Below are 24071 nucleotides of genomic sequence, written 5' to 3' on the forward strand. Positions count from 1 at the left end.
GCAGCAGGAGGCATAAATGGAAGTAATTCATCATGGAGGTAAAGATACGGTCACAGGATCTTGCCATGAATTGAAACTGGACAATCGTAGCTTGTTGATCGATTGTGGTCTGTTTCAAGGGAGCGATAGTCGTCCACTGCCGATTGAGTTTCCCACTTCACATATCAAAGCCTTAGTCGTCACTCATACCCATATCGATCATATTGGGCGTCTTCCTTGGTTGCTCGCCGCTGGTTTTAAAGGGCCAATCTACTGTACGACAGCCACCGCAGAGTTAATCCCCTTGATGCTAGAAGATGGCTTGAAACTGCAACTGGGATTGAATCGAGGCCAGCGAGAGCGAGTGTTGGAGTTAGTGCAAAAAAGGATCAAACCCGTTCCGTATCATCGGTGGTTGCCCCTTTCTTTAGCAAAAGAAGTTTTAACAACGAAAGCTTTAAAATCTAAAGCCTCAGAACCGAATTCTCGGGTGTATATACGTTTCTCTCCTGCGGGGCATATTCTTGGTTCGGCCTATGTCGAAATCAAACTGCCAAATGATGAAGTGGTGGTGTTCTCTGGCGATCTTGGCCCGCGTAATACACCGTTGTTGCCTGATCCAAAACCGCCTAAGCGTGCCGACTATCTCTATATTGAAACCACTTATGGCGATAAAACTCATGACAGTGTGGAACAGAGAAGTGAAAGGCTAAAAGCGATCATTAATCGCTCCTTGAAAGATGGCGGAACCATACTGATCCCAGCGTTTAGTGTCGGCCGAACTCAAGAGCTACTGTTTGATATTGAACGGCTGATCCATCAATCCGATATCGAAGGGGATATTCCGATTATTTTGGATTCACCTTTAGCAAGTAAGGTGACGAAATCCTATCGTCGCTTTAAAAAACTGTGGGGAAAAGAGGCTAAGTTTCGTTTGGAGTCCAAACGTCATCCTCTGGCTTTTGAGCAGTGTGTAGTGATAGATGATCACAAGCAGCACATTGCGTTAGTCAATCGGCTAGCGACAACGGGAGAAGCGGCGATCGTGATTGCTGCATCGGGAATGTGCCAAGGGGGAAGGGTGATGAACTATTTGAAAGCTCTGCTACCAGACAAGTGCACCGATGTTCTTTTTGCGGGTTATCAAGCCCATGGCACATTAGGCAGGGAGATTCAAAGCGGTCGCTCACAAGTGGTGATTGATGGGCAAGAGATAGAGATAAACGCGCAGCGGCATACGATGTCTGGGTACTCCGCTCACGCTGATCAAGCGGATCTGCTCGCCTTTATACGCGGAATCGAAAGCCCAATTAAAGAGTTACATTTGATCCATGGAGAGCCAGAAGCCAAGCAGCAGTTTATGGATAAATTAGTTGAGAGTAATGTAGAAGAAATTATCCAGTAAGGGTGTTTAGCCTCTATTTGTTTATAAACTCCAGTGATTATTAACGAACATAAAACAATCAGAAAAGCTAGAAATAAAGGTGGTCGTCCTGTATTATTCGTAGCCAATTTATATTCGGTGACACAGAGAACATGACAAACAAAAGCACAAAAATCTTGCTTGCGGCATCAATGGTATCCGCTGTACTTATGGGTTGTGGTGGAGGCGGTGGTAGCTCGTCTGGCGGCTCTTCTGCATCAATAGCAGGTAAAGCCATTGATGGATACATTATCGGTGCGACGGTTTATCTCGATTTAAACTTTAACGGTCAAATGGAAAGTAACGAACCTAGCGTTGTAACCATAGAAGAGGGAGAATTTGAACTCATCATTCCTTCAAACATCGCTAAGTGTTCTGAATATGTGCCTGTTGTGGTTGACGTGCCTGTTGGTGCTATTGATACGGATCACCCAGATACGCCAATTGATGAAGCGTACCAGATGACCATTTCTCCTAAGTTTGCTTTGACTACCGATAGTGATTTGCTCAATCTCACTCCGCTGACTTCCATTGTATGGACGCAAGTAGAGCAAGAGCTACGAGATAGCAACGGCGGGCAACTATCTTGTGATAGCGTGCTTAAAGGTGAAGCGTTAAGACAAGATATTAAACAGCGTTTACAAGCCCAAGAGATACGTGTTGCTGAACGATACAATGTTACTGTGGATGAGTTATACAGTGATTACATTGCGACTGGTGGAGACGCGGGTAATAAGCTTCATGAAATGGCAAAAAAACTCGTTCCTGGTCTTCAAAAATCGTATGCCGAAACCAAAGAGCTCATTGATGCAAACCCTGATGCTCGCTCTGCTTGGGTCGAATACTTTTTTGGTAAGTGGGCGACTGATGATAGCTATGACGATGAATGGTATCGAAGAGAGTTTGTCCAAGCGGTAAACGGTGACTACGACTCTGAAGTTTATCAAGTGTCAGAAGATCTAGAGCAGAAGATGAATTTGTTCAGCAAAGATACGGCGAAAAGAAGAACGCGAGGCAGTATTGAAGCAAACCAGTTCATCGGTATCAGAAGGGAGATTCAGTCTGGATTCTCATGCTCACTTGCAGAGCAGTTGGAAGTCATGAATTCAACCGGTCAATACGGGATCATTAATAAAGTATATTTTAATGTTCAAGATTGGGATGAGTGTGTGAATGCTGATTTTGATGGTGACGGCAACCATATTACTCAATCAATACTTTCGATGAGATACGATACTCACTCGGATGACTTCACCAGCTCAGAGCATGTTTACGATGAAGATCATACCAGTGGTTTTGAGTATTTGATTGGGAATACCGACACAGTAACCGCTGATGAGTTGGTTGCTATTGCTGACAGAATTAGCACTAATTTCTACGATGAAAATGATTACGGCTCAAGCTTTTGGTTGCGTTCTAAAAATGAATTTGGGGATGATCCAAAACAGATCATGACCAATCATGATCGTGATGGCAATTGGACCAAACAGTCCTATTACCAAAATGGCACTCAACTTAAAATATGTGGAGACTCTGAAGCGAGCATGACGGAAGCCGGTTGTGAGTTTAATGAAGGGTAGACTTAAGCATTAAGCATTAAGCATTAAGAAAAAGGACCCGTTTTATTTATCTGTGAATAAATAAGAGGTGCTAGTTTCTATCTTTAATTGAATATTTTTCGTATAAAGCCCTCTTAACTCTCGATAGTTAAGAGGGCTTTTTTCATGTATGAGAAGGCAAAAACTGGATAAGCAGACACAAAAAAGGCCAACCTAAGTTGACCTTTCTAATGCTAAACTCTAAAACTAGAATTCGAAGCAGTGCTTAAAATTAAGCTTTTGCTTCCGCTGCTGCTTTAGCGATAGCTGCAAAGCTTTTCGCGTCTAGCGCTGCGCCGCCAACTAGAGCACCGTCGATGTCTGGTTGTGCGAAGTAAGCTGCTGCGTTTTCTGGTTTAACAGAACCGCCGTATTGGATAACAACTTTCTTAGCTACTTCTTCAGATTTCTCTGCGATGTGAGCACGGATTTGAGCGTGGATGCGTTGTGCATCTTCAGCTGTTGCTGCTTTACCAGTACCGATAGCCCAGATTGGTTCGTAAGCGATGATCGCGCCTTCAAGAGCTTCAACGCCTTGAGTGTTGATTACTGCGTCAAGTTGACGAGCACATACAGAAACCGTTTCGCCAGCTTCGTTTTGAGCTTCAGATTCACCGATACAAAGAACAGGTGTTAGGCCGTTCTCTTTTAGGAATGCGAATTTCTTAGCAATGAACTCGTCAGACTCAGCGTGGTATTCACGACGCTCAGAGTGACCGATGATGATGTGAGAAGCACCGAACTCTTTAAGCATTGCTGGAGACATGTCGCCAGTGAATGCACCGCTGTTGTTTAGGTCAGAGTTTTGAGCACCTAGGATGATTGCGCTGCCTGCTTCAGTAAGCGTACGCTCAGCAAGATCAACAAATAGAGCTGGTGGAGCAACTGCAACGTCTACGCCTGTCACGCCTTCAAGTTCAGCGTTAAGACCGTTTAGAAGCGCAACAACCATTTCTTTGCTGCCGTTTAGTTTCCAGTTACCCATAACTACAGGATGACGCATAGGATTTTCTCCGCGATTAATTTATGTGAAAGTTAATATGTAAAAAATAAACTTGATTACGTAAGAATATAACAGATTAATAAGTTTAGATCATGACTGTAGTCATGTCTTTCTTGGATCGAGAGAAATGTTCTTAATCTTGACATCGAAGTGCAGGATAGAAGCGAGGTAGGAGTATTTCATTTAGTCAGTGATCCGACATACAGATTAATCCTTATCTTCTCGGTTTTTTCAGTGTTAATTGCTATTAATGGCATCTCAAATACGATCCATGATGGTCATCGAGTTTTTCATGACCTTAAATCGATATAAGGAAGATAAAATGCCTAACCTAGTAATGGAGTACTCCAATTCGGTAGACGATCGAGTGAATGTTCAGGGGCTGCTGGAAGATTTACACAACGTGGCACTGCATTGTGGTCTGTTTGATGTTGGCTCTGTGAAATCTCGAGCTCTGCGTTGCCATAATTGGTTGATAGGTGATGAAGGTGATAGTGTCGATTTTATTCATGTGAATTTTGAGCTATTGGTTGGCCGTACTGAAGAGCAAAAGCGGGAGCTCTCTCGTCAGCTCATTGAAGTGCTTCAAGGGCAAGCCAGTCATGTGCGCAGCTTAACAGTGAATATGCGCGATATGGATACCGCCTGCTTTCAGAAAATCATTAACTAGTACTCTCCTTGTCGTTAGGTGGTTATGGAATAGTGGTGGGATACTGGCGGTTTAATTTTTTAATATTTAGGTAGAAAGATGTCGATTAAAGAGTTGTTACTTTCATTTCAAGGGCGGATAGGGCGAAAAGTTTTTTGGATCTGGAACCTTATCTATTACGCGGCTATTTTTGGTTTTGCGATCGGTATAAATATTCTATTCCCGGTATACGCTTATTTGTTGTTGCCTGTTTTCTTATTGATCTTAATGGTTCCGGATTTAGCGATCACCGCAAAACGTTGGCACGACAGAGATAAATCTAACCGCTGGTTATTTCTTAACGTGCCTCTTATTGTCGGGCGTTTAATGACACCTATGGCGGGGGCAGCATCTGCAACGGCAACGCCTTCCGCTCCTGAACTGATGGCGACGCTGGTGGCGTTCGTATGTGGAATCTGGATCCTTGTTGAATGCGGGTTTATGAAAGGCACCACCGGAGACAATCAATACGGTCGCGACCCGCTTCAACGATAGGAAGAAAATAAGGGACCGATAAAAAGATAAATAGAAAGTTAGAATAAAATGAGAAAGAGGTGTGGGCCTCTTTCTCATTTTTCTCTTAGAGTAAAAGGAATAATATCCGCTGAATGTGTAGGCGTTACGTTTGCATCATCGTCAAGGACATACTCACCCCCAAGTACACCTTGAAATTTTACAACCTGTACCGATAACTCTTTCATTAACGTGATATTGATGTGATTGGGGTTCTTACAGTGGCTAACCACCAGATCGATATGGCTTTGCTGAGCGCGTAATCGATGCTGCATCACATCCGATGCTGACTGAATCATCTCTTCACACATCTCATGTTTGAGCTGCTTAAAAGCTTGAGGGTTATTTTTAGCCAAAGCGACTAAATCATCAAATGGTGGCAAGGTTTGGTTGGTTAGAGGAAATCCCATATCACTCTCCTACGCGCTATTGATAGTTGGCACACTATCAAAGCATAAGAGAGTTTTGTGGTTAATTCTTGCTCGATTTATTGCATTCTTAAATTTGAGACATTTATTCTCTACGGCAAATTTTGGATCTGATAGGTGCAGCGTCGCTCACCTTGAGTGATATGTTCTGAACGTTGAACCGTGTACGCCTCACCAAGTAGCTGTTGGAAAACATTTAATTCAGATTGGCATAGGTTAGGGCAGCGAGTTGCTGCTTTACAGATCGGGCAGTGATTCTCTACCAATAAGAAACCGTGCTCATTTTTGATAAGCTCAGCCATATAGCCCTCTTGTTCGCGAAGTTTGGTCAGCGCTTCAAGTTTCTCTTCTAGGCTATTACAGTCGGCCAACGCTTGTTGGTATTGAGCCAGCGTTTGGCTTTCGCGCTTGGCTGCGACTTGAGCTAAGCCTTCCGGGCCAAATAAACTTTCTACCGCATCAATCACCTGCACGGAGAGTTCACTGTGACGATCGGCAAATTGCGCATGACCTTTTTTCGTTAAAGACCAGTGGCGGGTCGGCCGTCCGACTTTCACTTTAACGTCATGAAAGGCCAAAATACCATCGTCTTCAAGACCTTGGAGGTGTTGACGAGCCCCCATTGTGGTCATGTTAAGATCGTCAGCCAGTTGCTTTGCGGTGACGGCTCCATCCCGTTTGATGCTGTGTAATATCCTATCGATGGTCTTCATTGTGTCCCTGCCTTATGATTCATCTTCATTATGAAGTATGAGCTTAATAAAGCAAATAACTTACTATTCAGAAATTATGGACTACAGCAGAGTGAGTGTGAATTGTCATCAGATAAAAAACGCAGCCGGAAGTGGCTGCGTTTGATGTAGACATTCGTTTGTATTGCGCCAAGCTTAAAAATTTAAAAGCATAGAAGCTTAAAAGCTCAAGGCTGGGAACATAACGTTAGAAACCTACAGGATAAAGTCACGCACTTCAGCGTCTTTACGCTCTAAGTAGTGAATCGACTTGATGCGACGAATGGTGCGACAGCGACCGCGGATCAGCAGTGTTTCTGTTGTCGCGATATTGCCTTTACGTGTGATGCCCTCAAGTAGATCGCCTTTGGTGATCCCTGTAGCGGCGAAAACTACATTGTCGCTGCGTGCCATATCATCCATTTTCAGTACGATATTAGCTTCAACGCCCATCTCTTTACAGCGAGACAATTCTAGCTCACCGTGAGTGCGGTTTTCAGGTGTATCCCCTTTCACATCATGACGCGCCAACAATCGGCCATGCATGTCGCCATCTAGAGCGCGAATAACCGCCGCAGAAACTACGCCTTCAGGAGCGCCGCCGATGCAGTACATCACATCCACTTCGCTGTCTGGCATGCAAGTTAAAATAGACGCCGCTACATCGCCATCAGGCACGGCAAACACTCGAACGCCCATTGCTTGCATTTGGGTGATCACTTCATCATGGCGAGGTTTTGCAAGGGTGGTGACCACTAAAGTATCAAGGGTTTTCCCTAACGCTTTTGCGATGTTTTCTAGGTTCTCTTCCAAAGAAAGATGCAAATCGATCACCCCTTTTGCGCCAGGACCGACAACCAATTTCTCCATGTACATATCAGGGGCTTTTAGGAAGCTGCCTTTTTCGCCAGCCGCTAGAACTGCTAATGCGTTCGATTGTCCCATCGCGGTCATGCGAGTACCTTCAATTGGGTCTACCGCAATATCCACTGCATCGCCACCGACACCGACTTGCTCGCCAATAAAGAGCATTGGAGCATCATCGATTTCACCTTCACCGATAACAATCTCACCGCTGATTTCAGTTTTGTTCAATAGGCTACGCATCACTTCTACCGCGGCACCATCTGCGGCGTTTTTATCGCCACGGCCAAGCCATTTATAACCAGCTAGTGCTGCACCTTCGGTTACACGAGAGAATGCCATTGCCAAATCGCGTTTCATGTTGACTCCAAATAAATGAAAGAGAGATAAATAGGAAATTTTGGCAGGATTTTACCATATCAGAAAGGTAACGTTTGCCTTTTTCCATCGCTTTAGTGTTTGCTGGTTTTAAAGTTCGTCTGCAATGTAGATTTTTATGGGTAATGGATACGCGATTTGGCTCACTTGAGGTGAGAAAAGTTAGGCTTATGTCAATTTGCGTTGTTTTTTTGAGCGAATGGTAAAAAATATCGAATATAGGGAGTGTCTATCTGCGCTGTGCTGAGTAGAATGAAGCAATATTAGTGAAGTAACCTTCGCCCAATCCAATAAATCATAGGAAGGCCTATATGTCTTTTGAAGTACTAGAACAACTGGAAGCTAAAATCCAAACTGCTGTTGACACAATTGCACTACTGCAAATGGAAGTTGAAGAGCTTAAAGAAGAGAAACAGCAACTAGCAACTGAAGCGACTGAGCTAAAAGCAAACCGTGAAGAGCTAGAGCAAAAAGCTCAACAGATGGAACAAGAACATTCAGCTTGGCAAGATCGCATTCGCAATCTTCTAGGCAAAATGGATGACGTAGAATAAGCGATTAGCTTTGCCTTGGTAAAAGGGCGAATACGTTACTAAAGAATACGAAAACGCCTGCTGAATGTTCAGCCGGCGTTTTTATTTGTGTTATCTATCAGTTATTCGCTAACGCACGTGAGAGGTGACGCCAATTTAGTCGTTAGACTCAAGCTCATCTTCGTCATCAAGCTCGTCTTCTTCAGCTAATTCGAATTCAATATCTAACGGCTCTTGGGAAAGGATAATGCCTGTATTATCAGCGTAGAGGTAATCTTCAGGTAAGAAGGTCACACTGCCAAAGTTCACGGGTACATCAATTTCACCAATGTCTTTTTGAGTCGCGCCGACAGGGATAGAGGCAAGTGCTTGGATGCCGATGCTCATGTCTTCAAGTTCATCCACTTCACGAACGCAGCCGTAGACCACAATGCCTTCCCATTCGTTCTCTTCAGCAAGAGTGGCAATGTCGGCATCAATGAGCGCTTTACGCAAAGAGCCCCCGCCATCGACCAGTAAAATACGACCTTCGCCGTTCTCTTCTAAGACAGAGCGGATCAGCCCATTATCTTCGAAGCATTTTACTGTGGTGAGTTGACCAGCAAAAGAGGCGCTACCACCAAAGTTGCTGAACATTGGCTCTACGACATCGACTTGATCTAAGTAGACATCACACAGGGCAGAGGTGTTGTATTCCATAGCGTACCTTCTCTTTTAAATTATCAATCTGATTTGAGTATATCGGGCGCTGAAGCCAATGCAATGACAAGGCTCAATTAACTCACTAGAGTTTGAGCTATCACGACTCCTGCAAATAATAGATTGGTAATGAGCGAGCATTTTACGATAACCGGCATCATCGGCGCGATTTGAGCGGGTTTATCGGCGGCCCAAACGGCTTTACTGTGCTTGATTACCATGATTAAGCTTAGTAGGAATGGCAGGCTGATCCACAGGGGTTTGCCTTGTAAGGTGAGATAAAGCGCAAAAGCAAACAGTGCGCCCCCTAATAATAGAGAGTGATACTGCTTGGCTTTCTGTTGGCCTAGTCTCACGGCAACGGTGCGTTTCCCACACGCTTCATCGTTTTCAATATCGCGCATGTTATTGATGTTCAGAACGGCAACAGCCAGTAAACCACAGCCTAATGATGGGAGAAACAATCCAAACTCAAGATTACCCGTGTGCAAGAAGTAAGTGCCCGACACGCCAAGTAAACCAAAGAATATGAAAACGGAAATATCACCTAACCCTACGTAGCCATAAGGTTTACTGCCCATGGTATACGCAATGGCGGCAATAATGGCGAGCACGCCGAGTCCGATAAACGCCAAGATACTTTCAAGACTACTGAGGGCATAAAAAACTAAGCTCAAACCTGAGATGATGGTCAGCACGATATTCAGCGCAATGGCTTGTTTCATGACTTTCGGTGTGACCGCGCCAGATTGCATGGCTCTGACTGGGCCAAGACGTTCATCGTTGTCTGTGCCTTTTACTGCATCTCCGTAGTCATTCGCAAGGTTAGACAGTATTTGCAGCAATGTGGCGGTGAGAAAGGCCAATAGTGCGACAGGCAGAGAAAAATGACCAGCTGAAAAAGCGAGACTACTTCCTGTAAGAATCGAGACTAAAGCGAGAGGGAGTGTTTTTGGTCTTGCGGCATCAAGCCAGATCAGGAGTGACTGTTTCATTCGGTATTCATAGTTTTATACAATAAAGTCAGTATACGCGCTTTTTTTGATGAATAAAAAGCCCACTCGAAAGTGGGCTTAGAATTAGATCTCAGATAAAGCTTTGAATACGGATATTCAGTGAGTTGAAAACCGCGTCAATTACAGAATGAAGCGACTTAAATCTTCATCATCAACGAACTCGCCTAACCGTGAGCTAACGTATTCTGAATCGATGGTTAACTGGCTGCCTGATTTCTCGGTTGCATCAAATGAAATCTCATCCATTAGGCGCTCCATCACGGTATGCAAGCGACGTGCACCAATGTTTTCAGTGGTTTCGTTCACTTTCCATGCCGCTTCTGCGATTTGGTGGATGCCTTCTTTGGTGAATTCGATATCCACGCCTTCGGTTTTCATTAGCGCAACGTACTGCTCAGTCAGTGACGCTTTTGGTTCTGTTAGAATACGCTCGAAATCATGGCTAGAAAGTGCTTCAAGCTCAACTCGAATTGGTAGACGACCTTGTAATTCAGGGATCAAATCAGAAGGTTTCGCGACTTGGAATGCACCCGATGCAACAAACAGAATGTGGTCAGTTTTAACCATGCCGTGTTTGGTTGAAACGGTGCTGCCTTCAATCAGTGGAAGCAAATCACGCTGAACCCCTTCACGGGAAACATCTGGGCCTGAGCTTTCGCCACGTTTACAGATTTTATCGATCTCATCGATGAAGACGATGCCGTTGTTTTCAACGTTGTAAATCGCATTCTCTTTTAGCTCTTCAGGGTTAACCAGTTTTGCTGCTTCTTCTTCGGTTAACGCTTTGAAGGCATCTTTGATCTTCATCTTGCGTTTTTTCTTGGTGTCGCCAGCAAGGTTTTGGAACATGCCTTGCAGTTGGTTGGTCATCTCTTCCATGCCAGGAGGAGCCATGATCTCTACACCCATTTGTGGCGCGGCAACGTCAATGTCGATCTCTTTGTCGTCCAGTTTGCCTTCACGTAGCTTCTTGCGGAAGATTTGACGAGTGTTAGAGCTGGTCTCTTCTGCTGGTTGCTCGTTTTGACCCCAAGCATCACGAGCGGGTGGCAGTAGGGCATCTAAAACGCGATCTTCTGCTTGCTCTTCAGCGCGGTATTTTACTTTTTCCATCGCTTGTTGGTGCGTCATTTTCACGGCAACATCGGTCAGGTCGCGAATAATGGTTTCCACCTCTTTACCGACATAACCCACTTCGGTGAACTTTGTTGCTTCCACTTTGATGAAAGGTGCATTAGCTAATCGAGCTAAACGACGAGCAATTTCTGTTTTACCCACACCAGTAGGACCAATCATTAGGATATTTTTTGGTGTCACTTCTACGCGCAAGCTCTCTTCAAGCTGCATTCGACGCCAGCGGTTACGTAGAGCAATCGCGACAGAACGTTTAGCGTTATCTTGACCAATGATGTGGCGGTTCAGTTCGTGAACTATCTCACGAGGAGTCATCTCAGACATGTTTATTCCTTAAAATCTATTCAATGCATGGTTGATGCGATACACAACACTATTTTTTGGTGTCTTCGCTGTTGTCAGCGTCAATGTCTAGTTCTTCAATAGTGTGGTGGTGGTTGGTGAATACGCAAATATCACCAGCAATTTTTAGTGATTTTTCAGCGATTTCACGCGCATCTAAATCCGTGTTCTCTAAAAGAGCAATCGCGGATGCTTGAGCAAAATTACCGCCAGAGCCAATGGCAATGAGGTCATTTTCAGGTTGAACCACATCGCCATTCCCGGTGATGATCAATGATGCAGTTTCGTCAGCGACAGCAAGCAGTGCTTCTAACTTTCTGAGCGCGCGATCGCTGCGCCAATCTTTTGCAAGTTCAACGGCCGCTTTGGTTAAATGACCTTGATGCATTTGAAGTTTGCTTTCGAAGCGTTCAAATAGAGTGAAGGCATCAGCAGTGCTTCCAGCAAATCCAGCCAGAACTTGATTGTTGTAGAGACGACGAACTTTACGTGCGTTGCCTTTCATTACGGTGTTGCCAAGAGATACTTGTCCATCACCCGCGATGACGACTTTATTATTACGGCGTACAGATACAATAGTAGTCACGAGTTGGCCTCTATTATTTAGATTACTTATTACTTGAGCTTCCGTGTGGTATCCGCGGGAACTCACATAAATGAAAATATGGTTTCGATAAAAACTATATGAGGATAAAGAGAAGGGAATTCAAGGGACAAAAAAGGGTAAGCGTTGAGGCTTACCCTAATTATGTCAATTAATGTGTTATTGCGTATCTTTCCAAATTGCGCACGGCTCAATCTTCGCTCGTTGCAGTTTATGACGATCTCGCTCAGCATCGCGTTTGAGTTTGTATGGCCCTAAAACAACACGGTACCAACTGCTGTTCTCTTTCTTGCGAATTTTACTGTTGATCCCTTGAAAAGCGATATCGAGTTTGCGGCTTTCTGCTTGAGACATCGATTTATAAGCACCGCACTGCATGATGTATGGAATGGCAGAGACAACTTGTTCTTTGGCTTTCACTTCCACTTCGCGGTTCGGTAATGAATCGACGTAATCCCACTTCTCTTCAGGAGGGGGCGGAAGGGATTTCGCTGGCTTAGGTTTCGGCTTGGTTTTGACCACAGGCGCTGGTGGTTCAGGATCGTTACTTAAAATATACAGCCCATAACTAAACCCACTTAGCAGAAGAACGGCTAAGAGTCCGATGCGCCACGGCTTTCGGCGTGGAGCTTGTTTTTTGGTCGGCTTTTTAGGGGCTCGACCGCGCTTTACATAATCTTTATTCGCCACAGCATTATTCGACAGTTAAATTCTCTGCTCTCATGGTAATCCAGATTGAGTGGATAGAACAGTAGGAGAGATAAAAACGGAAGCAGCGCACTAAAATGCACTGCTTCAAATCATTTTCATTCTTTTAGGCTTTCAAAATCGACAAGCAATCAACTCATTCGTGGTGGCGCAGCACTGCCGCGAACGATCAATTCAGTCTCAAGGAGCCTTGAACCAGCACTGACTTCGTTTCCTTTGAGAAGTTCTAACATCATCAATACGGCTTGGCGTCCAATTTCATATCGAGGCTGAGAGATGGTCGTCAGAGGTGGATCGCAATATTCAGAGAATTGAATGTCATCAAAGCCAACAAAAGAGAGATCTTGTGGAACGCGTAAGCCTAGTTTTTTCGCTTCTTGAATCGCTCCAATAGCCATGGTGTCGTTATGACAAAAAATAGCAGTTGGTGCTTCTGGTAGAGACAGTAGCTTTCTCACAGCCCTTGCCCCCGCTTCAAACGTAAAATCACCTTGTACCGTAAAGGTTGGATTCATGATGATCCCCGCTCGACGCAGCGCTTGCTGATAACCTTGTTGACGGAATTTACATAAGGTTGCCGATTCTGGCCCTGTGATTTGAGCGATACGTTTGTGCCCAAGTTGGGTGAGGTAGTTCACTGCATCGAATGCTGAAGTTAAGTTATCGATATGGACAGTAGGGAGCTCAAGTTCTGGTGCAAATTCACACGCCATGACCATCGGAGGAAGGTTTTTCTGTTCAGGTTTACTGACATCAAAAGGAAGGTCGGTACCCAGCAATAGCATACCATCGGCTTGTTTGGTAAAGACGAGGTTTACAAGGGAAGACTCACGCTTCTTCTGTTGCCCACTGTCACCAAGGAGGACTAAGTAGTCAAACTCCATGGCGGTATCTTCTATGCCTCGTATGATCTCAGTAAAGTAAGGATCGCAAATGTCGGGAATAATGGCGACAATCGTTTTTGATTCATTTCGGCGTAAATTTCTTGCCAAAGAGTTCGGTGAATAACCAGCTTCTAAAACAGCATCTTCAACACGTTTACGGGTTGAGGATGATACTTTTTCCGGATTCATTAACGCACGTGATACGGTCGCAGTTGATACTCCAGCCAGCTGGGCAACATCCTTCATTGTCGCCATACTAAATCCTCTTAAGTCACTTACTTACATGCCAATACGGCATTTAATTATTGTTTTAATGAATGAAATACGTCAGTTACATTTTTTAACGTTTTCTGTTGAGGAGATAGTTTATTCAATTCCAAAGAGAAAGTTACGGGCTGTTTAACAAAAATTACATTGTCTATGTGACTTCGCTCACGATAAATGTGAATACATTTTCTGATTACATTGTCATTAGGGGCATTCGCACCATCAACTAAGATCTTGGGGCTCGATATCTAGCGACCAACGCACTTTTTTGGCGCTGGGTAACAGATTAATCGCAGGCTTCGCGCTATAGAGCAGCTTTTGCATTAATGGTCTGCTTTGAGTTTGAAGCAGTAATTGCCAGCGTGATTTCCCTGCTCGTTTCGCTAATGGCGCCGGCGTCGGGCCAAGCACCATGCAGCTATCATCAAACAGTGGATGAGCTTCAAGGGTATGTCGCACTTGGCGAAGAAATTCTTCTACCTGCTGCGGGTTGTTTGCTTCAGCCCTAAAAAGCGTTAGATGGGAATAGGGTGGCAATTGCGCCATTTTTCGCTCTTCCAATGCGCTAATGGCAAAGTGGCGATAATCTTTGTGCAGCAATGCTTGTAATAGCCCGTGTTCAGGGTGATGAGTTTGTAAGATTACTTCTCCGGGTTTACTGGCGCGTCCCGCTCGTCCTGCCACTTGAATAAACAGCTGAGCCAAACGTTCAGCCGCTCGAAAATCACTGCTGTAGAGTGAACCATCAATGTCGAGCAAACCTACCAATGTCACATTGGGGAAATGGTGCCCCTTAGCAAGCATTTGAGTGCCGATAAGAATTTGGAACTCACCTTTACGAATCGATTCTAAAGCAGACTCTAAACTGCCTTTACGGCGCGTACTGTCACGGTCAATTCGAATCGTTTTGTATTCTGGGAAAAGTTGCTCTAGCTGTGTTTCAAGTTGCTCTGTTCCGACCCCAACGGTAACAAGCTGAGTGGAACCGCACCCATGACATTGATGGATGACAGGTTGCTGAGAGCCACAGTGGTGGCAGCGAACTTCACTGCTGTGCTGGTGGAAGGTGTAGTAAGCATCGCAGCGTTTACATTCTGCAATCCAGCCACACTCATGACACATCAAAGCAGGGGAGAATCCGCGTCGATTTAAAAACAGCATCACTTGGTTGCCCGCTTTAAGGTGGCGGCGCATTTCGGCAATCAGTGGCGCTGATAATCCACTTTCTAAATAGAGCCCTTTCACATCCAACACTTTATTGGTGGTTGGAAGGGCAACCCCTGCTCGTTGGCTTAAGGTTAGATGATGGTATTTACCACTGAGCGCATTATGCAGCGTTTCAAGTGCTGGCGTCGCGGTGCCAAGAATGATGGGGATCTGCGCTTTGTTCGCGCGCATAATGGCGACGTCACGGGCGTGGTAGCGTAGGCTGTCTTGTTGTTTGTAAGAGGCATCATGTTCTTCATCGACGATAATAATGCCAAGATCCGCAAAAGGCGTGAACAGAGCTGATCGAGTACCAATGACAATGCCCGAAATATTGTCACGAGCAGAAAGCCAAGCGTTCAGACGTTCGGTGTCATTTAACCCTGAATGGATCACTTCAACAGGCACATTAAACCGTTTTTTAAAGCGGTTAATGGTCTGTGGGGTCAATCCAATCTCAGGAACCAGCACTAACGCTTGTTTTCCCTGTTCGAGGATGGGCTTAATCATATTCAGGTAGACTTCGGTCTTCCCCGAACCCGTCACCCCTTCTAATAAATAGCAGCCGAATTCGGTTTGGCTGTTGACGGTGGCGATCGCAATCGCTTGTTCTTCATTGAGCTTAGGCTTATCGCAATCGGCTTCAACCTGATGGTTCCATGCCGTGATCTTTGGCTTTTTCTCTAATGATTCAATCCACCCTTTATCTTGCAGGGTTTTCAGTACAGTGCTGCCCACTTCGTGATCGATAAACTCTTGGTGAGGCACATTGCCATTTTCGAGCATATGCATCACTTTCGCTTGCTTGACTGCACGACCAAACCCTTGCATGAGCTGATTTTTCCCTGATGCGGTCAGTTGCCATTCCACCAAGGTGGCAAAATCAGCGGCTTTCCCTTTACGTAACGCAGAAGGAAGCGCGTTGGTTAGGGTTTCACCTAGGGGATATTGGTAAAACTTGCTGCACCAGGTTAATAGGGTATACACCGACTCAGAGAAAACAGGTTGGTTATCTAAAACGTGTTTAATGCTTTTTAGCTGCTCACGGGGGAAGTCGGATTCATTGACCAGTGCTGTGACAATCCCGACTAATGTTTGACGACCAAAAGGCACAGAGACTCGCCCACCAATAATTGGAAATAGGTGGCTAGGGATAAGATAATCGAACTGCTTATCTAGGGGAACAGGCAGAGCGATTCGAGCTATTGATGGGCGCATAGGGTCATAAATTCGGCACAATGATGAGAAAACACAGTCTAATTTAATCAGTTAGGAAATTCGAGCTATCTTATTCCTAAGTCGACTAATGAAAGGCGATAAAAGTCGCTATGCTGGCGTTCTGCTTAGGTTCAAACCGGAGTGAATGGTCTTTATTCGGAGAGATAAGCCGTAATAAAGGCGTGTAAAACATTTAACGGTGAAAAAACTATCAAATTGGTTGATCCTAGGCAGGGGATTCATTACTATACTGCGCCTTAACGTCATGGCTTATTTTACCTTTGAGTAATTTAGCGGTGGCAATAATTTTTTAAACTACGTGTGGTGTCCGGCTTAGATTCGGATGGCGACACGGCCTAACGAGGTTATCCCATGAAAACTGGAATCCACCCAGAATACAAAGCTGTAAGCGCAACTTGTTCTTGTGGCAACACATTTGAATTCAACTCTACTCTAGGTAAAGATTCAATCCACCTAGACGTATGTGACAAATGTCACCCATTCTACACTGGTAAGCAACGTATCGTAGATACAGGCGGCCGTGTTGATCGCTTCAACAAGCGTTTCGGTGCTCTTTCTAGCAAGTAATTCTATTACTTTTGCTACACCGAATGAAAAAAGGACGCCATGGCGTCCTTTTTTATTATCTGCATTTTAGTGACATCTTCTAATGACTGGTCGAATGAGTAGATGAATCTGGTTTTTTAATGAATCAGATCGCAATCCTATCTATGAAGATTGACTTACATCAATTAATATTAGCATTCGACTCCATCATCACATTACCTTTTCGGGGATACTGCACCTATGTCAGACGACAATCACCAAGAGCTCTCTTCAGAAGAACTATTTCGCCAACAAGCACTTGATTACCATGCCTTCCCAAAACCGGGGAAAATTGCTTTAGAGCTAACCACGCCAGCAGACTCAGCTGAAGATCTGGCACTGGCCTACAGCCCAGGTGTTGCAGAACCTGTACGTGAAATCGCCCAAAACGTAGAGAACGTTTATAAGTACACAGCGAAAGGTAACATGGTAGCGGTGATCTCAAACGGCACCGCGATCCTTGGTTTAGGTAATCTTGGTCCAATCGCATCAAAACCTGTGATGGAAGGTAAAGCGTTACTGTTTAAACGTTTTGCTGGCCTTGATTCTATCGATATCGAAGTTAAACACCGCACTATCGACGAATTTGTCGACACAGTTGCGAACATTGCAGACACGTTCGGTGGTATTAACTTAGAAGATATCAAAGCACCAGATTGTTTTGAAATTGAGCGTCGTTTGATTGAACGTTGTGATGTGCCTGTATTCCATGATGACCAACACGGTACCGCGATTGTAACGGCAGCGGGCATGCTGAATGCGATCGAACTTCAAGGTAAGAAATTAGAAGAGTGTACGATCGTTTGTCTTGGTGCGGGTGCAGCAGCTGTCGCCTGTATGGAGCTACTGATTAAGTGTGGCGCGATGCGTGAAAAAATCTACATGCTTGACCGTAAAGGCGTGATCCACACTCGCCGTGATGACATCAACGAGTACAAACAGCGCTTTGCGAACAATACCGACAAACGCACGTTGGAAGATGTGATCGATGGTGCTGACCTATTCTTAGGCGTATCGGGTCCAAACCTTCTTCCGGCTGAAGCGCTGAAATTAATGGCCGACAAGCCTGTTGTATTTGCATGTTCGAATCCAGATCCAGAGATCAAACCTGCATTAGCTCATGAAGTGCGTAATGACCTGATTATGGGTACTGGCCGTTCTGACTATCCAAACCAAGTGAACAATGTTCTATGTTTCCCATTCATTTTCCGTGGTGCGTTAGATGTACGTGCAAGCGTGATTAATGATGAGATGAAACTGGCGGCGGTAGAAGCGATTCGTCAACTTGCTAAAGAGCCTGTTCCTGCTGAAGTATTGAAAGCGGCGGGTGTGGATGCACTTGAGTTTGGCGTCGATTACATTATTCCTAAACCGATGGACCCACGTTTGTTACCACGCGTAGCAAAAGCTGTGGCTGTGGCGGCGGTTGAATCTGGTGTAGCTCGTATTGAGATGCCAGAAAACTATATGCAGTAAGAACGTAATATGCAGTAAATACACGACGTAATAAATCTGCATGCTAGCGAGAGACTAAAAAGCCGCCAAACATTATGTTTAGCGGCTTTTTTAATGAGGCTAAGTTGGGACAACGCCCAAACGAACCAATGACATCAGCAGTAAGCGGTTACTCTTCGTCGAATGTTTCGAATTCGATGCCCATTGCAGTCATTAATTCTTTTGCTTCGGTTGGGATCTCATCCGGACGATCTTTACGTAGATCTTCATCAGTAGGAAGAGGTTGCCCAGTATAAGCATGCAAGAAGGCTTCACAAAGAAGTTCACTGTTTGTTGCGTGGCGTAGGTTGTTAATCTGACGGCGAGTACGCTCATCAGTGAGTACCTTTAATACTTTTAATGGGATCGAAACGGTAATTTTTTTAACCTGTTCGCTCTTTTTTCCATGCTCTGCGTATGGACTAATGTATTCACCATTCCAGTCTGCCATTGCGCACCTTCATTGTTATTGTTAGTTGTTTAAAAATAATAGGAGGGGATTTTAGCGGGATTTACCGCCATAAGCAAAGACATATAGACGTCTAGATGTGTTGACGGCTTACTCTTATAAACGTAAAGTGACATAAAGTAACGAGAATAACAACTCTCTAACACAGTGCCTTGATATCAATCAAGGTGTTGTGAGCATCGAATTCGACTTGGAAAGGAAACACATATGAGCAGCCGGAAGCCCGCGACTATCGCCGTACGAACAGGAATTGAGTCAGATTCTCAGCATAATGCCGTTGTCCCACCGATTTATCTTTCGACCAATTACAGCTTCCCAGCCTTCGGTGAAGTGCCTAAATATGACTATACCCGTTCTGGTAATCCAAACCGAGGATTATTAGAAACGGCACTGTTTGAGTTGGAATCGGGAAAAGGGGCAGTGGTCACAAATTGCGGTACATCGGCGCTCAACCTTTGGGTTTCTGCTTTTTTAGGTCCTGATGATCTGATTGTCGCACCGCACGATTGCTATGGTGGTACTTATCGCCTGTTTAATACGCGAGCACAAAAAGGGGACTTTAAGGTTCTTTTTGTTGATCAATCAGACCGCGCTGCGTTGGATGCTGCGATTGCTCTGAAGCCGAAATTATTACTGCTTGAAACGCCGTCAAATCCGCTCGTTCGTGTTATCGATATCGAAGAGACATGCATTAAAGCTAAGCAAGTCGGGACGCTAGTGGCGGTCGATAATACCTTTTTGACACCTGTGTACCAAAAGCCATTAGAACTCGGTGCGGATTTTGTGATTCACTCGACCACTAAGTTTATTAACGGTCACTCGGATGTGATTGGTGGTGTGGTGGTGACAAAAACAGAAGAGCATGCAGAAGAGTTGGCGTGGTGGGGAAACTGCATTGGCGCAACAGGAACACCATTTGATAGTTACATGACGTTACGTGGCATACGCACTCTGGGCGCAAGAATGCGTGTGCATGAAGAGAGTTCGATAGCCATCCTTAGCGAACTTCAGAAGCAATCTTTAGTCGATGTTATCTATCACCCAAGCCTGCCTGATCATCCTGGACATGATATCGCGAAGAAGCAGCAGTCTGGTTTTGGGTCTATGCTGAGCTTTGAGTTTGCAGGCAGTTTTGAACAACTGAAATATTTTGTCGATCAACTCGAATTATTCTCTTTAGCGGAATCTTTAGGTGGCGTTGAAAGCTTGATTTGCCACCCAGCGTCGATGACTCACCGTGCGATGGGGGAGGAAGCCTTGGCGGAAGCGGGCATTTCACAGCATTTATTACGTTTATCGGTTGGGCTAGAAGATGCTGACGATTTGATTAACGATTTATCACAAGCTTTTGCGAAAGCGGAGCGATTTACGGACGATGGAGAGGCCGTTTAAATGAGTGTTATTCGTCAACTGCATAAATTTGGTGGCAGTAGCTTAGCTGATCCTGAGTGTTATCAGCGCGTGGTGAATATTCTTAAAGAGTATTCGGGAGCGGATGATTTAGTGGTGGTGTCAGCGGCAGGGAAAACCACCAACCGGCTGATCGAGTTTTTAGAAGCGCTGGATAAAGATGGGCGTTTGGCGCATGAGGCTTTACAGTCATTGCGTCAATTTCAGACTGAATTGATTGAAACCTTGCTGAGTGGAGAAGCACAAACGGCTTTGCTTGCAACGTTGAATGCTGAGTTTAGTGCGCTAGGGGAGTTAACCACTCCGCTTTCGGCAACCGACAAAGCGAATGTGTTAGGCCATGGTGAAGTATGGTCGGCTCGATTGTTAGCTGAACTATTGTGTCAGCACGATCTTGCGGCTGTAGCTCAAGATGCTCGTGAGTTTTTACGGGCAGAAGCGGGTACTCAGCCAGAAGTCGATCGCGCGCGCTCTTATCCGTTGCTGAAAGAAATTCTTGCCCAACATACACATCATCGAATCGTGATCACCGGATTCATGGCGCAAGATTCCACTCATGAAACGGTCTTGCTTGGTCGAAATGGTTCGGATTACTCGGCAACTGTGATTGGTGCATTAGCGGAAGTGAGCTGTGTGACGATTTGGAGCGATGTGGCTGGCGTATACAGCGCTGACCCAAGGCTTGTCTCTGATGCCTGTCTTCTGCCTCTGCTGCGCTTAGATGAGGCGAGTGAGTTGGCTCGCCTTGCTGCCCCAGTATTGCATAGCCGCACTTTACAACCTGTCGCGCAAAGTGCGATGGATTTAAGTTTACGCTGTAGCCATCAACCCGAATCGGGATCGACTCGAATTGAGCGAGTGTTAGCTTCAGGGCGCGGCGCTAAGATCATTACCTCGTTAGATGAGGTGTTGTTGATCCAACTGACGTTTACACAGGGTCATGATTTTAAGCGAATTGAAACGGACGTATTGCAGAGCCTAACTCGGGCGCAACTTGAACCTTTGGCTTATGAAGTCCAATCGGATCAGCACTGTTTGCGTTTAGCGTACACAGCAGAGATTGCTGGTGGCGCTCTTAGCCATTTGCAAGATTGTGCGGTGGAAGCCGAAATCAAATTGAAAGAGGGTTACTCGCTGATCGCGGCCGTTGGTGCTGGCGTCACTAAAAATCCAAATCATTGCTACGGTTTCTATCAGCAGTTGAAACACTCCCCAGTCGAATTTGTGTCGGAGTCGCTATCTGGATTAAGTTTAGTGGCGGTTCTACGCCGCAGTGAAACACCACCTTTAGTAAAAGGCATTCACACTCAACTTTTCCAAGCTCAGAAACGAGTAGCATTGGTATTGTGTGGTAAAGGCAATATTGGTTCGAGTTGGTTATCTCTGTTTACCGAGCAGAAAAGTGAGCTAGAAAAACGCCGAGGCATGAGCTTTGATTTGGTGGGTGTCGTGGGAAGCCAAACGTATTGGTTTGATGATAAAGGGATAGACCCGACCACAATTGATGCCCGCTTTAATGACGAATCCATTGCAAATAACAGTCACGAATGGTTAGAGCGTTTAGGTGCGATTCAAAATTATGATGAAGCTGTGGTGTTAGATGTTACCGCGAGCCAAGAGTTGGCCGAGCAGTACTTGAATATCGCGCATCAAGGTATCCACTTAATTTCAGCTAATAAAGTGGCCGGTTCCGCTTCTGGTGAGTATTACCATCAAGTTCAAGATGCTTTTGCAAAAATTGGTCGTCATTGGTTGTATAACGCGACAGTAGGGGCGGGGCTTCCAATTAATCATACCGTTCGAGATTTGCGTGAGAGTGGCGATGAGATCATTGCGGTATCGGGTATTTTTTCGGGGACGCTTTCATGGTTATTCCAGCAATTCGACGGCAGTGTTCCCTTTAGTGAGTTGGTTGATCTCGCATGGCAACAAGGGCTGACGGAACCCGATCCTCGATCGGATTTAGATGGTTCAGATGTGATGCGTAAGTTAGTTATTTTAGCGCGAGAATCAGGGTTAGAGATTGAGCCCGAAAATGTGAAGGTTGAATCTCTGGTTCCGGCAGAATTACAAGATCTGTCATTAGATGATTTCTTTGACCACGCTTCTGTCTTGAGTGAAGAGTTAGCCGAGCGTTTAGAAAAAGCTCAGAAAGAGCATAAAGTGCTGCGTTATGTCGCTCGTTTGGAAAAGAATGGGAATGCGAGTGTGAGCGTCGAGGCGCTTGCGAAAGAGCATGCGCTAGCGAACTTACTCCCTTGTGACAATATCTTTGCGATTGAGAGTAAGTGGTACAAAGATAACCCTCTGGTCATTCGAGGCCCAGGTGCGGGAAGAGAAGTTACCGCTGGTGCTATTCAATCAGACCTCAATAGGATGTCTGCGCTGTTTTAAGTGGTGATCGACGTTGTTTAAGTAGTAAGTCGAGGGGGCTCTTCTTATCGCCTTCTAACATCATCTGTCGATACTGGATCAACAGGCCCTAACCAAAGGAGCGAAATCATTCGCTCCTTTGTTGTTTCTACGGGAGCTATTGGGTTTTGTATTAGGGCCTTTGTGTTTTCTGGCAGAGGGCTTTGTGTTTTTTACAGAGGTGAGGATCTTATGTTCTTTGCGGGTGAGCTTTGTGTTTTCCATTAATAATGAACTATCTTCACTTTGAACATGAGAAAAATTCATAATCATCCTGTTGACATTAAATCGTATTCATTCCATTCTGTGGACATATAGACGTCTAAACGTCATTTAAGGATTTAGATTATTGCGTGGCAAAGATGGCCACAGGGAGAGTTAAGATGGGATATACACACGCAGGCCATATCGACGCCTTAAATCAGAATATTGCCGAACTTTCTGACAACATCAATGTGTCATTTGAGTTTTTTCCACCAAGCAGTGAAAAAATGGAAGAAACCTTATGGAACTCTGTCCATCGATTAAAGACTCTTCAACCTAAATTTGTTTCAGTTACTTATGGTGCCAATTCTGGCGAGCGAGATCGTACTCACTCGATTATCAAAGAGATCAAAGATCAAACAGGATTGGTCGCAGCCCCTCACTTGACCTGTATTGATGCAAGTCGTGAAGAATTAATCAATATTGCAGACGATTACTGGAACAATGGCATTAAAAACATTGTGGCACTGCGTGGTGATATTCCTGCAGGTGGCGGTGCGCCCGACATGTACGCATCAGACTTAGTGAAACTGCTTAAATCTCAGCATGATTTTGATATCTCAGTTGCGGCTTTTCCTGAAGTTCACCCAGAGGCGAAAAGTGCTCAAGCGGATTTGATTAACTTAAAGCGTAAAGTGGATGCTGGTGCCGATCGTGCCATTACTCAATTCTTCTTTGATGTAGAGAGTTACTTACGTTTTCGTGACCGCTGCGTGGCGGCAGGCATTGATGCTGAAATTGTGCCGGGCATTCTACCTGTTTCCAACTTTAAGCAAGCATCACGCTTTGCTGCGATGAATAACGTAAAAGTACCAGGCTGGATGGCACAGCAGTTTAACGGTTTAGACGATGATCCTACGACACGACAACTCGTTGGTGCCAGTCAAGCGATTGATATGGTGAGAACACTAAGCCGAGAAGGGGTGAAAGATTTTCACTTTTATACTCTGAATCGAGCTGAAATGACCTATGCGCTTTGCCATACACTTGGCGTGCGTCCTGCTTAAGTTCACGTCCAAGCTAAAGTTCACGTCCAAGCTAAAGTTCATGTCCAAGCTAAAGTTCATGTCCAAGCTAAAGTTTACGTTTAGCTTAGGTTTACATCCAACTATAGCTTATAGGTACAGTTTTAGCGGATAGAGATAAAGATAGAAATAGAGACTAAAGCTGAAGGGAACAGAAATAGAAAAGGGTTAGTGC

At 45.0% G+C, this 24071-nt stretch carries 22 protein-coding genes; 10 read left to right on the forward strand and 12 right to left on the reverse strand.

All coding sequences use genetic code 11. From position 1 onward, the window contains the following. The first annotated feature begins 16 nt into the window (after nt 1–16). Both L4C39_RS10190 and L4C39_RS10195 read left to right on the forward strand, forming a co-directional pair. Nucleotides 17–1384: an MBL fold metallo-hydrolase RNA specificity domain-containing protein gene (locus tag L4C39_RS10190; RefSeq protein WP_429745703.1), complete on the forward strand. Its 1368-nt coding sequence runs from the start codon at nt 17–19 to the stop codon at nt 1382–1384. A 131-nt stretch (nt 1385–1515) separates the two neighbouring features. Further along, a complete protein-coding gene (locus L4C39_RS10195) occupies nt 1516–2982 on the forward strand; it encodes a hypothetical protein (RefSeq protein ID WP_429745704.1) in 1467 nt (488 codons plus the stop codon). Between the two features lie 250 nt (nt 2983–3232). Here L4C39_RS10195 and tpiA read toward each other — a convergent pair whose 3' ends face one another. Continuing rightward, entirely contained in the window at nt 3233–4003 is a 771-nt protein-coding gene (tpiA, locus tag L4C39_RS10200; protein WP_429745706.1) for a triose-phosphate isomerase, read from the reverse strand. Nucleotides 4004–4325: 322 nt separating this feature from the next. On the opposite strand from tpiA, the gene L4C39_RS10205 reads away from it, so the two are divergent. Then, nucleotides 4326–4673 carry a 5-carboxymethyl-2-hydroxymuconate Delta-isomerase gene (locus L4C39_RS10205; protein WP_017052610.1) on the forward strand — a complete coding sequence of 116 codons (348 nt, stop codon included), beginning with the start codon at nt 4326–4328 and terminating at the stop codon, nt 4671–4673. A gap of 78 nt (nt 4674–4751) precedes the next feature. Next, nucleotides 4752–5186 (forward strand): DUF805 domain-containing protein, encoded by a 435-nt coding sequence (locus L4C39_RS10210; RefSeq protein ID WP_429745708.1) that lies wholly within the window; start codon nt 4752–4754, stop codon nt 5184–5186. 74 nt (nt 5187–5260) lie between these two features. Here L4C39_RS10210 and L4C39_RS10215 read toward each other — a convergent pair whose 3' ends face one another. The 3 genes from L4C39_RS10215 to glpX form a co-directional block, all read right to left on the reverse strand. Continuing rightward, complete coding sequence (locus L4C39_RS10215) at nt 5261–5614, reverse strand: DUF3135 domain-containing protein (RefSeq protein ID WP_113798130.1); 354 nt, start codon at nt 5612–5614, stop codon at nt 5261–5263. Nucleotides 5615–5724: 110 nt separating this feature from the next. Continuing rightward, nucleotides 5725–6345, reverse strand: a complete 621-nt coding sequence (locus L4C39_RS10220) for a helix-turn-helix transcriptional regulator (protein WP_429745711.1) — start codon at nt 6343–6345, stop codon at nt 5725–5727. A gap of 234 nt (nt 6346–6579) precedes the next feature. Continuing rightward, entirely contained in the window at nt 6580–7587 is a 1008-nt protein-coding gene (gene glpX, locus L4C39_RS10225; RefSeq protein ID WP_113798134.1) for a class II fructose-bisphosphatase, read from the reverse strand. A gap of 329 nt (nt 7588–7916) precedes the next feature. On the opposite strand from glpX, the gene zapB reads away from it, so the two are divergent. Further along, nucleotides 7917–8159, forward strand: coding sequence for a cell division protein ZapB (gene zapB / locus L4C39_RS10230; RefSeq protein WP_017052605.1), 243 nt, complete (start codon nt 7917–7919; stop codon nt 8157–8159). Between the two features lie 135 nt (nt 8160–8294). Here zapB and rraA read toward each other — a convergent pair whose 3' ends face one another. From rraA to priA, 7 genes are all read right to left on the reverse strand, one after another. Continuing rightward, on the reverse strand, nt 8295–8837 hold the full coding sequence (rraA, locus tag L4C39_RS10235; RefSeq protein ID WP_113797231.1) for a ribonuclease E activity regulator RraA: 543 nt from the start codon (nt 8835–8837) through the stop codon (nt 8295–8297). Nucleotides 8838–8914: 77 nt separating this feature from the next. Then, nucleotides 8915–9832 (reverse strand): 1,4-dihydroxy-2-naphthoate polyprenyltransferase, encoded by a 918-nt coding sequence (locus L4C39_RS10240; RefSeq protein ID WP_429745714.1) that lies wholly within the window; start codon nt 9830–9832, stop codon nt 8915–8917. 141 nt (nt 9833–9973) lie between these two features. Next, the gene (hslU, locus tag L4C39_RS10245) at nt 9974–11311 is read right to left on the reverse strand and encodes an ATP-dependent protease ATPase subunit HslU (protein ID WP_113797229.1); all 1338 of its coding nucleotides are present in this window, start codon (nt 11309–11311) and stop codon (nt 9974–9976) included. A 49-nt stretch (nt 11312–11360) separates the two neighbouring features. Then, nucleotides 11361–11915: an ATP-dependent protease subunit HslV gene (gene hslV, locus L4C39_RS10250; RefSeq protein ID WP_017052601.1), complete on the reverse strand. Its 555-nt coding sequence runs from the start codon at nt 11913–11915 to the stop codon at nt 11361–11363. 177 nt (nt 11916–12092) lie between these two features. Further along, a complete protein-coding gene (ftsN, locus tag L4C39_RS10255; RefSeq protein WP_017052600.1) occupies nt 12093–12623 on the reverse strand; it encodes a cell division protein FtsN in 531 nt (176 codons plus the stop codon). Between the two features lie 149 nt (nt 12624–12772). Continuing rightward, nucleotides 12773–13780: a DNA-binding transcriptional regulator CytR gene (cytR, locus tag L4C39_RS10260; protein ID WP_171756791.1), complete on the reverse strand. Its 1008-nt coding sequence runs from the start codon at nt 13778–13780 to the stop codon at nt 12773–12775. A 234-nt stretch (nt 13781–14014) separates the two neighbouring features. Continuing rightward, a complete protein-coding gene (priA, locus tag L4C39_RS10265) occupies nt 14015–16216 on the reverse strand; it encodes a primosomal protein N' (protein ID WP_429745717.1) in 2202 nt (733 codons plus the stop codon). Between the two features lie 372 nt (nt 16217–16588). Between priA and rpmE the strand changes: the two genes are divergently transcribed. Together rpmE and L4C39_RS10275 are read left to right on the forward strand one after the other, a co-directional pair. Next, nucleotides 16589–16804 (forward strand): 50S ribosomal protein L31, encoded by a 216-nt coding sequence (gene rpmE / locus L4C39_RS10270; RefSeq protein WP_017052597.1) that lies wholly within the window; start codon nt 16589–16591, stop codon nt 16802–16804. Nucleotides 16805–17023: 219 nt separating this feature from the next. Beyond that, on the forward strand, nt 17024–18298 hold the full coding sequence (locus L4C39_RS10275; RefSeq protein WP_261888780.1) for a malic enzyme-like NAD(P)-binding protein: 1275 nt from the start codon (nt 17024–17026) through the stop codon (nt 18296–18298). 148 nt (nt 18299–18446) lie between these two features. On the opposite strand, the gene metJ is transcribed toward L4C39_RS10275, so the two are convergent. Then, nucleotides 18447–18767 carry a met regulon transcriptional regulator MetJ gene (gene metJ, locus L4C39_RS10280; protein ID WP_017052595.1) on the reverse strand — a complete coding sequence of 107 codons (321 nt, stop codon included), beginning with the start codon at nt 18765–18767 and terminating at the stop codon, nt 18447–18449. Between the two features lie 225 nt (nt 18768–18992). Here metJ and L4C39_RS10285 point away from each other — a divergent pair, with 225 nt between their 5' ends. The 3 genes from L4C39_RS10285 (at nt 18993) to metF (ending at nt 23878) form a co-directional block, all read left to right on the forward strand. Next, the gene (locus L4C39_RS10285; protein ID WP_429745720.1) at nt 18993–20177 is read left to right on the forward strand and encodes an O-succinylhomoserine (thiol)-lyase; all 1185 of its coding nucleotides are present in this window, start codon (nt 18993–18995) and stop codon (nt 20175–20177) included. Then, a complete protein-coding gene (locus tag L4C39_RS10290; protein WP_429745722.1) occupies nt 20178–22589 on the forward strand; it encodes a bifunctional aspartate kinase/homoserine dehydrogenase II in 2412 nt (803 codons plus the stop codon). A gap of 401 nt (nt 22590–22990) precedes the next feature. Continuing rightward, nucleotides 22991–23878, forward strand: a complete 888-nt coding sequence (gene metF, locus L4C39_RS10295) for a methylenetetrahydrofolate reductase (protein WP_017052592.1) — start codon at nt 22991–22993, stop codon at nt 23876–23878. The last annotated feature ends 193 nt before the right edge of the window (nt 23879–24071 follow it).

The sequence above is a fragment of the Vibrio clamense genome, assembly GCF_050337905.1.
In the GTDB taxonomy this organism is placed as follows: domain Bacteria; phylum Pseudomonadota; class Gammaproteobacteria; order Enterobacterales; family Vibrionaceae; genus Vibrio; species Vibrio cortegadensis.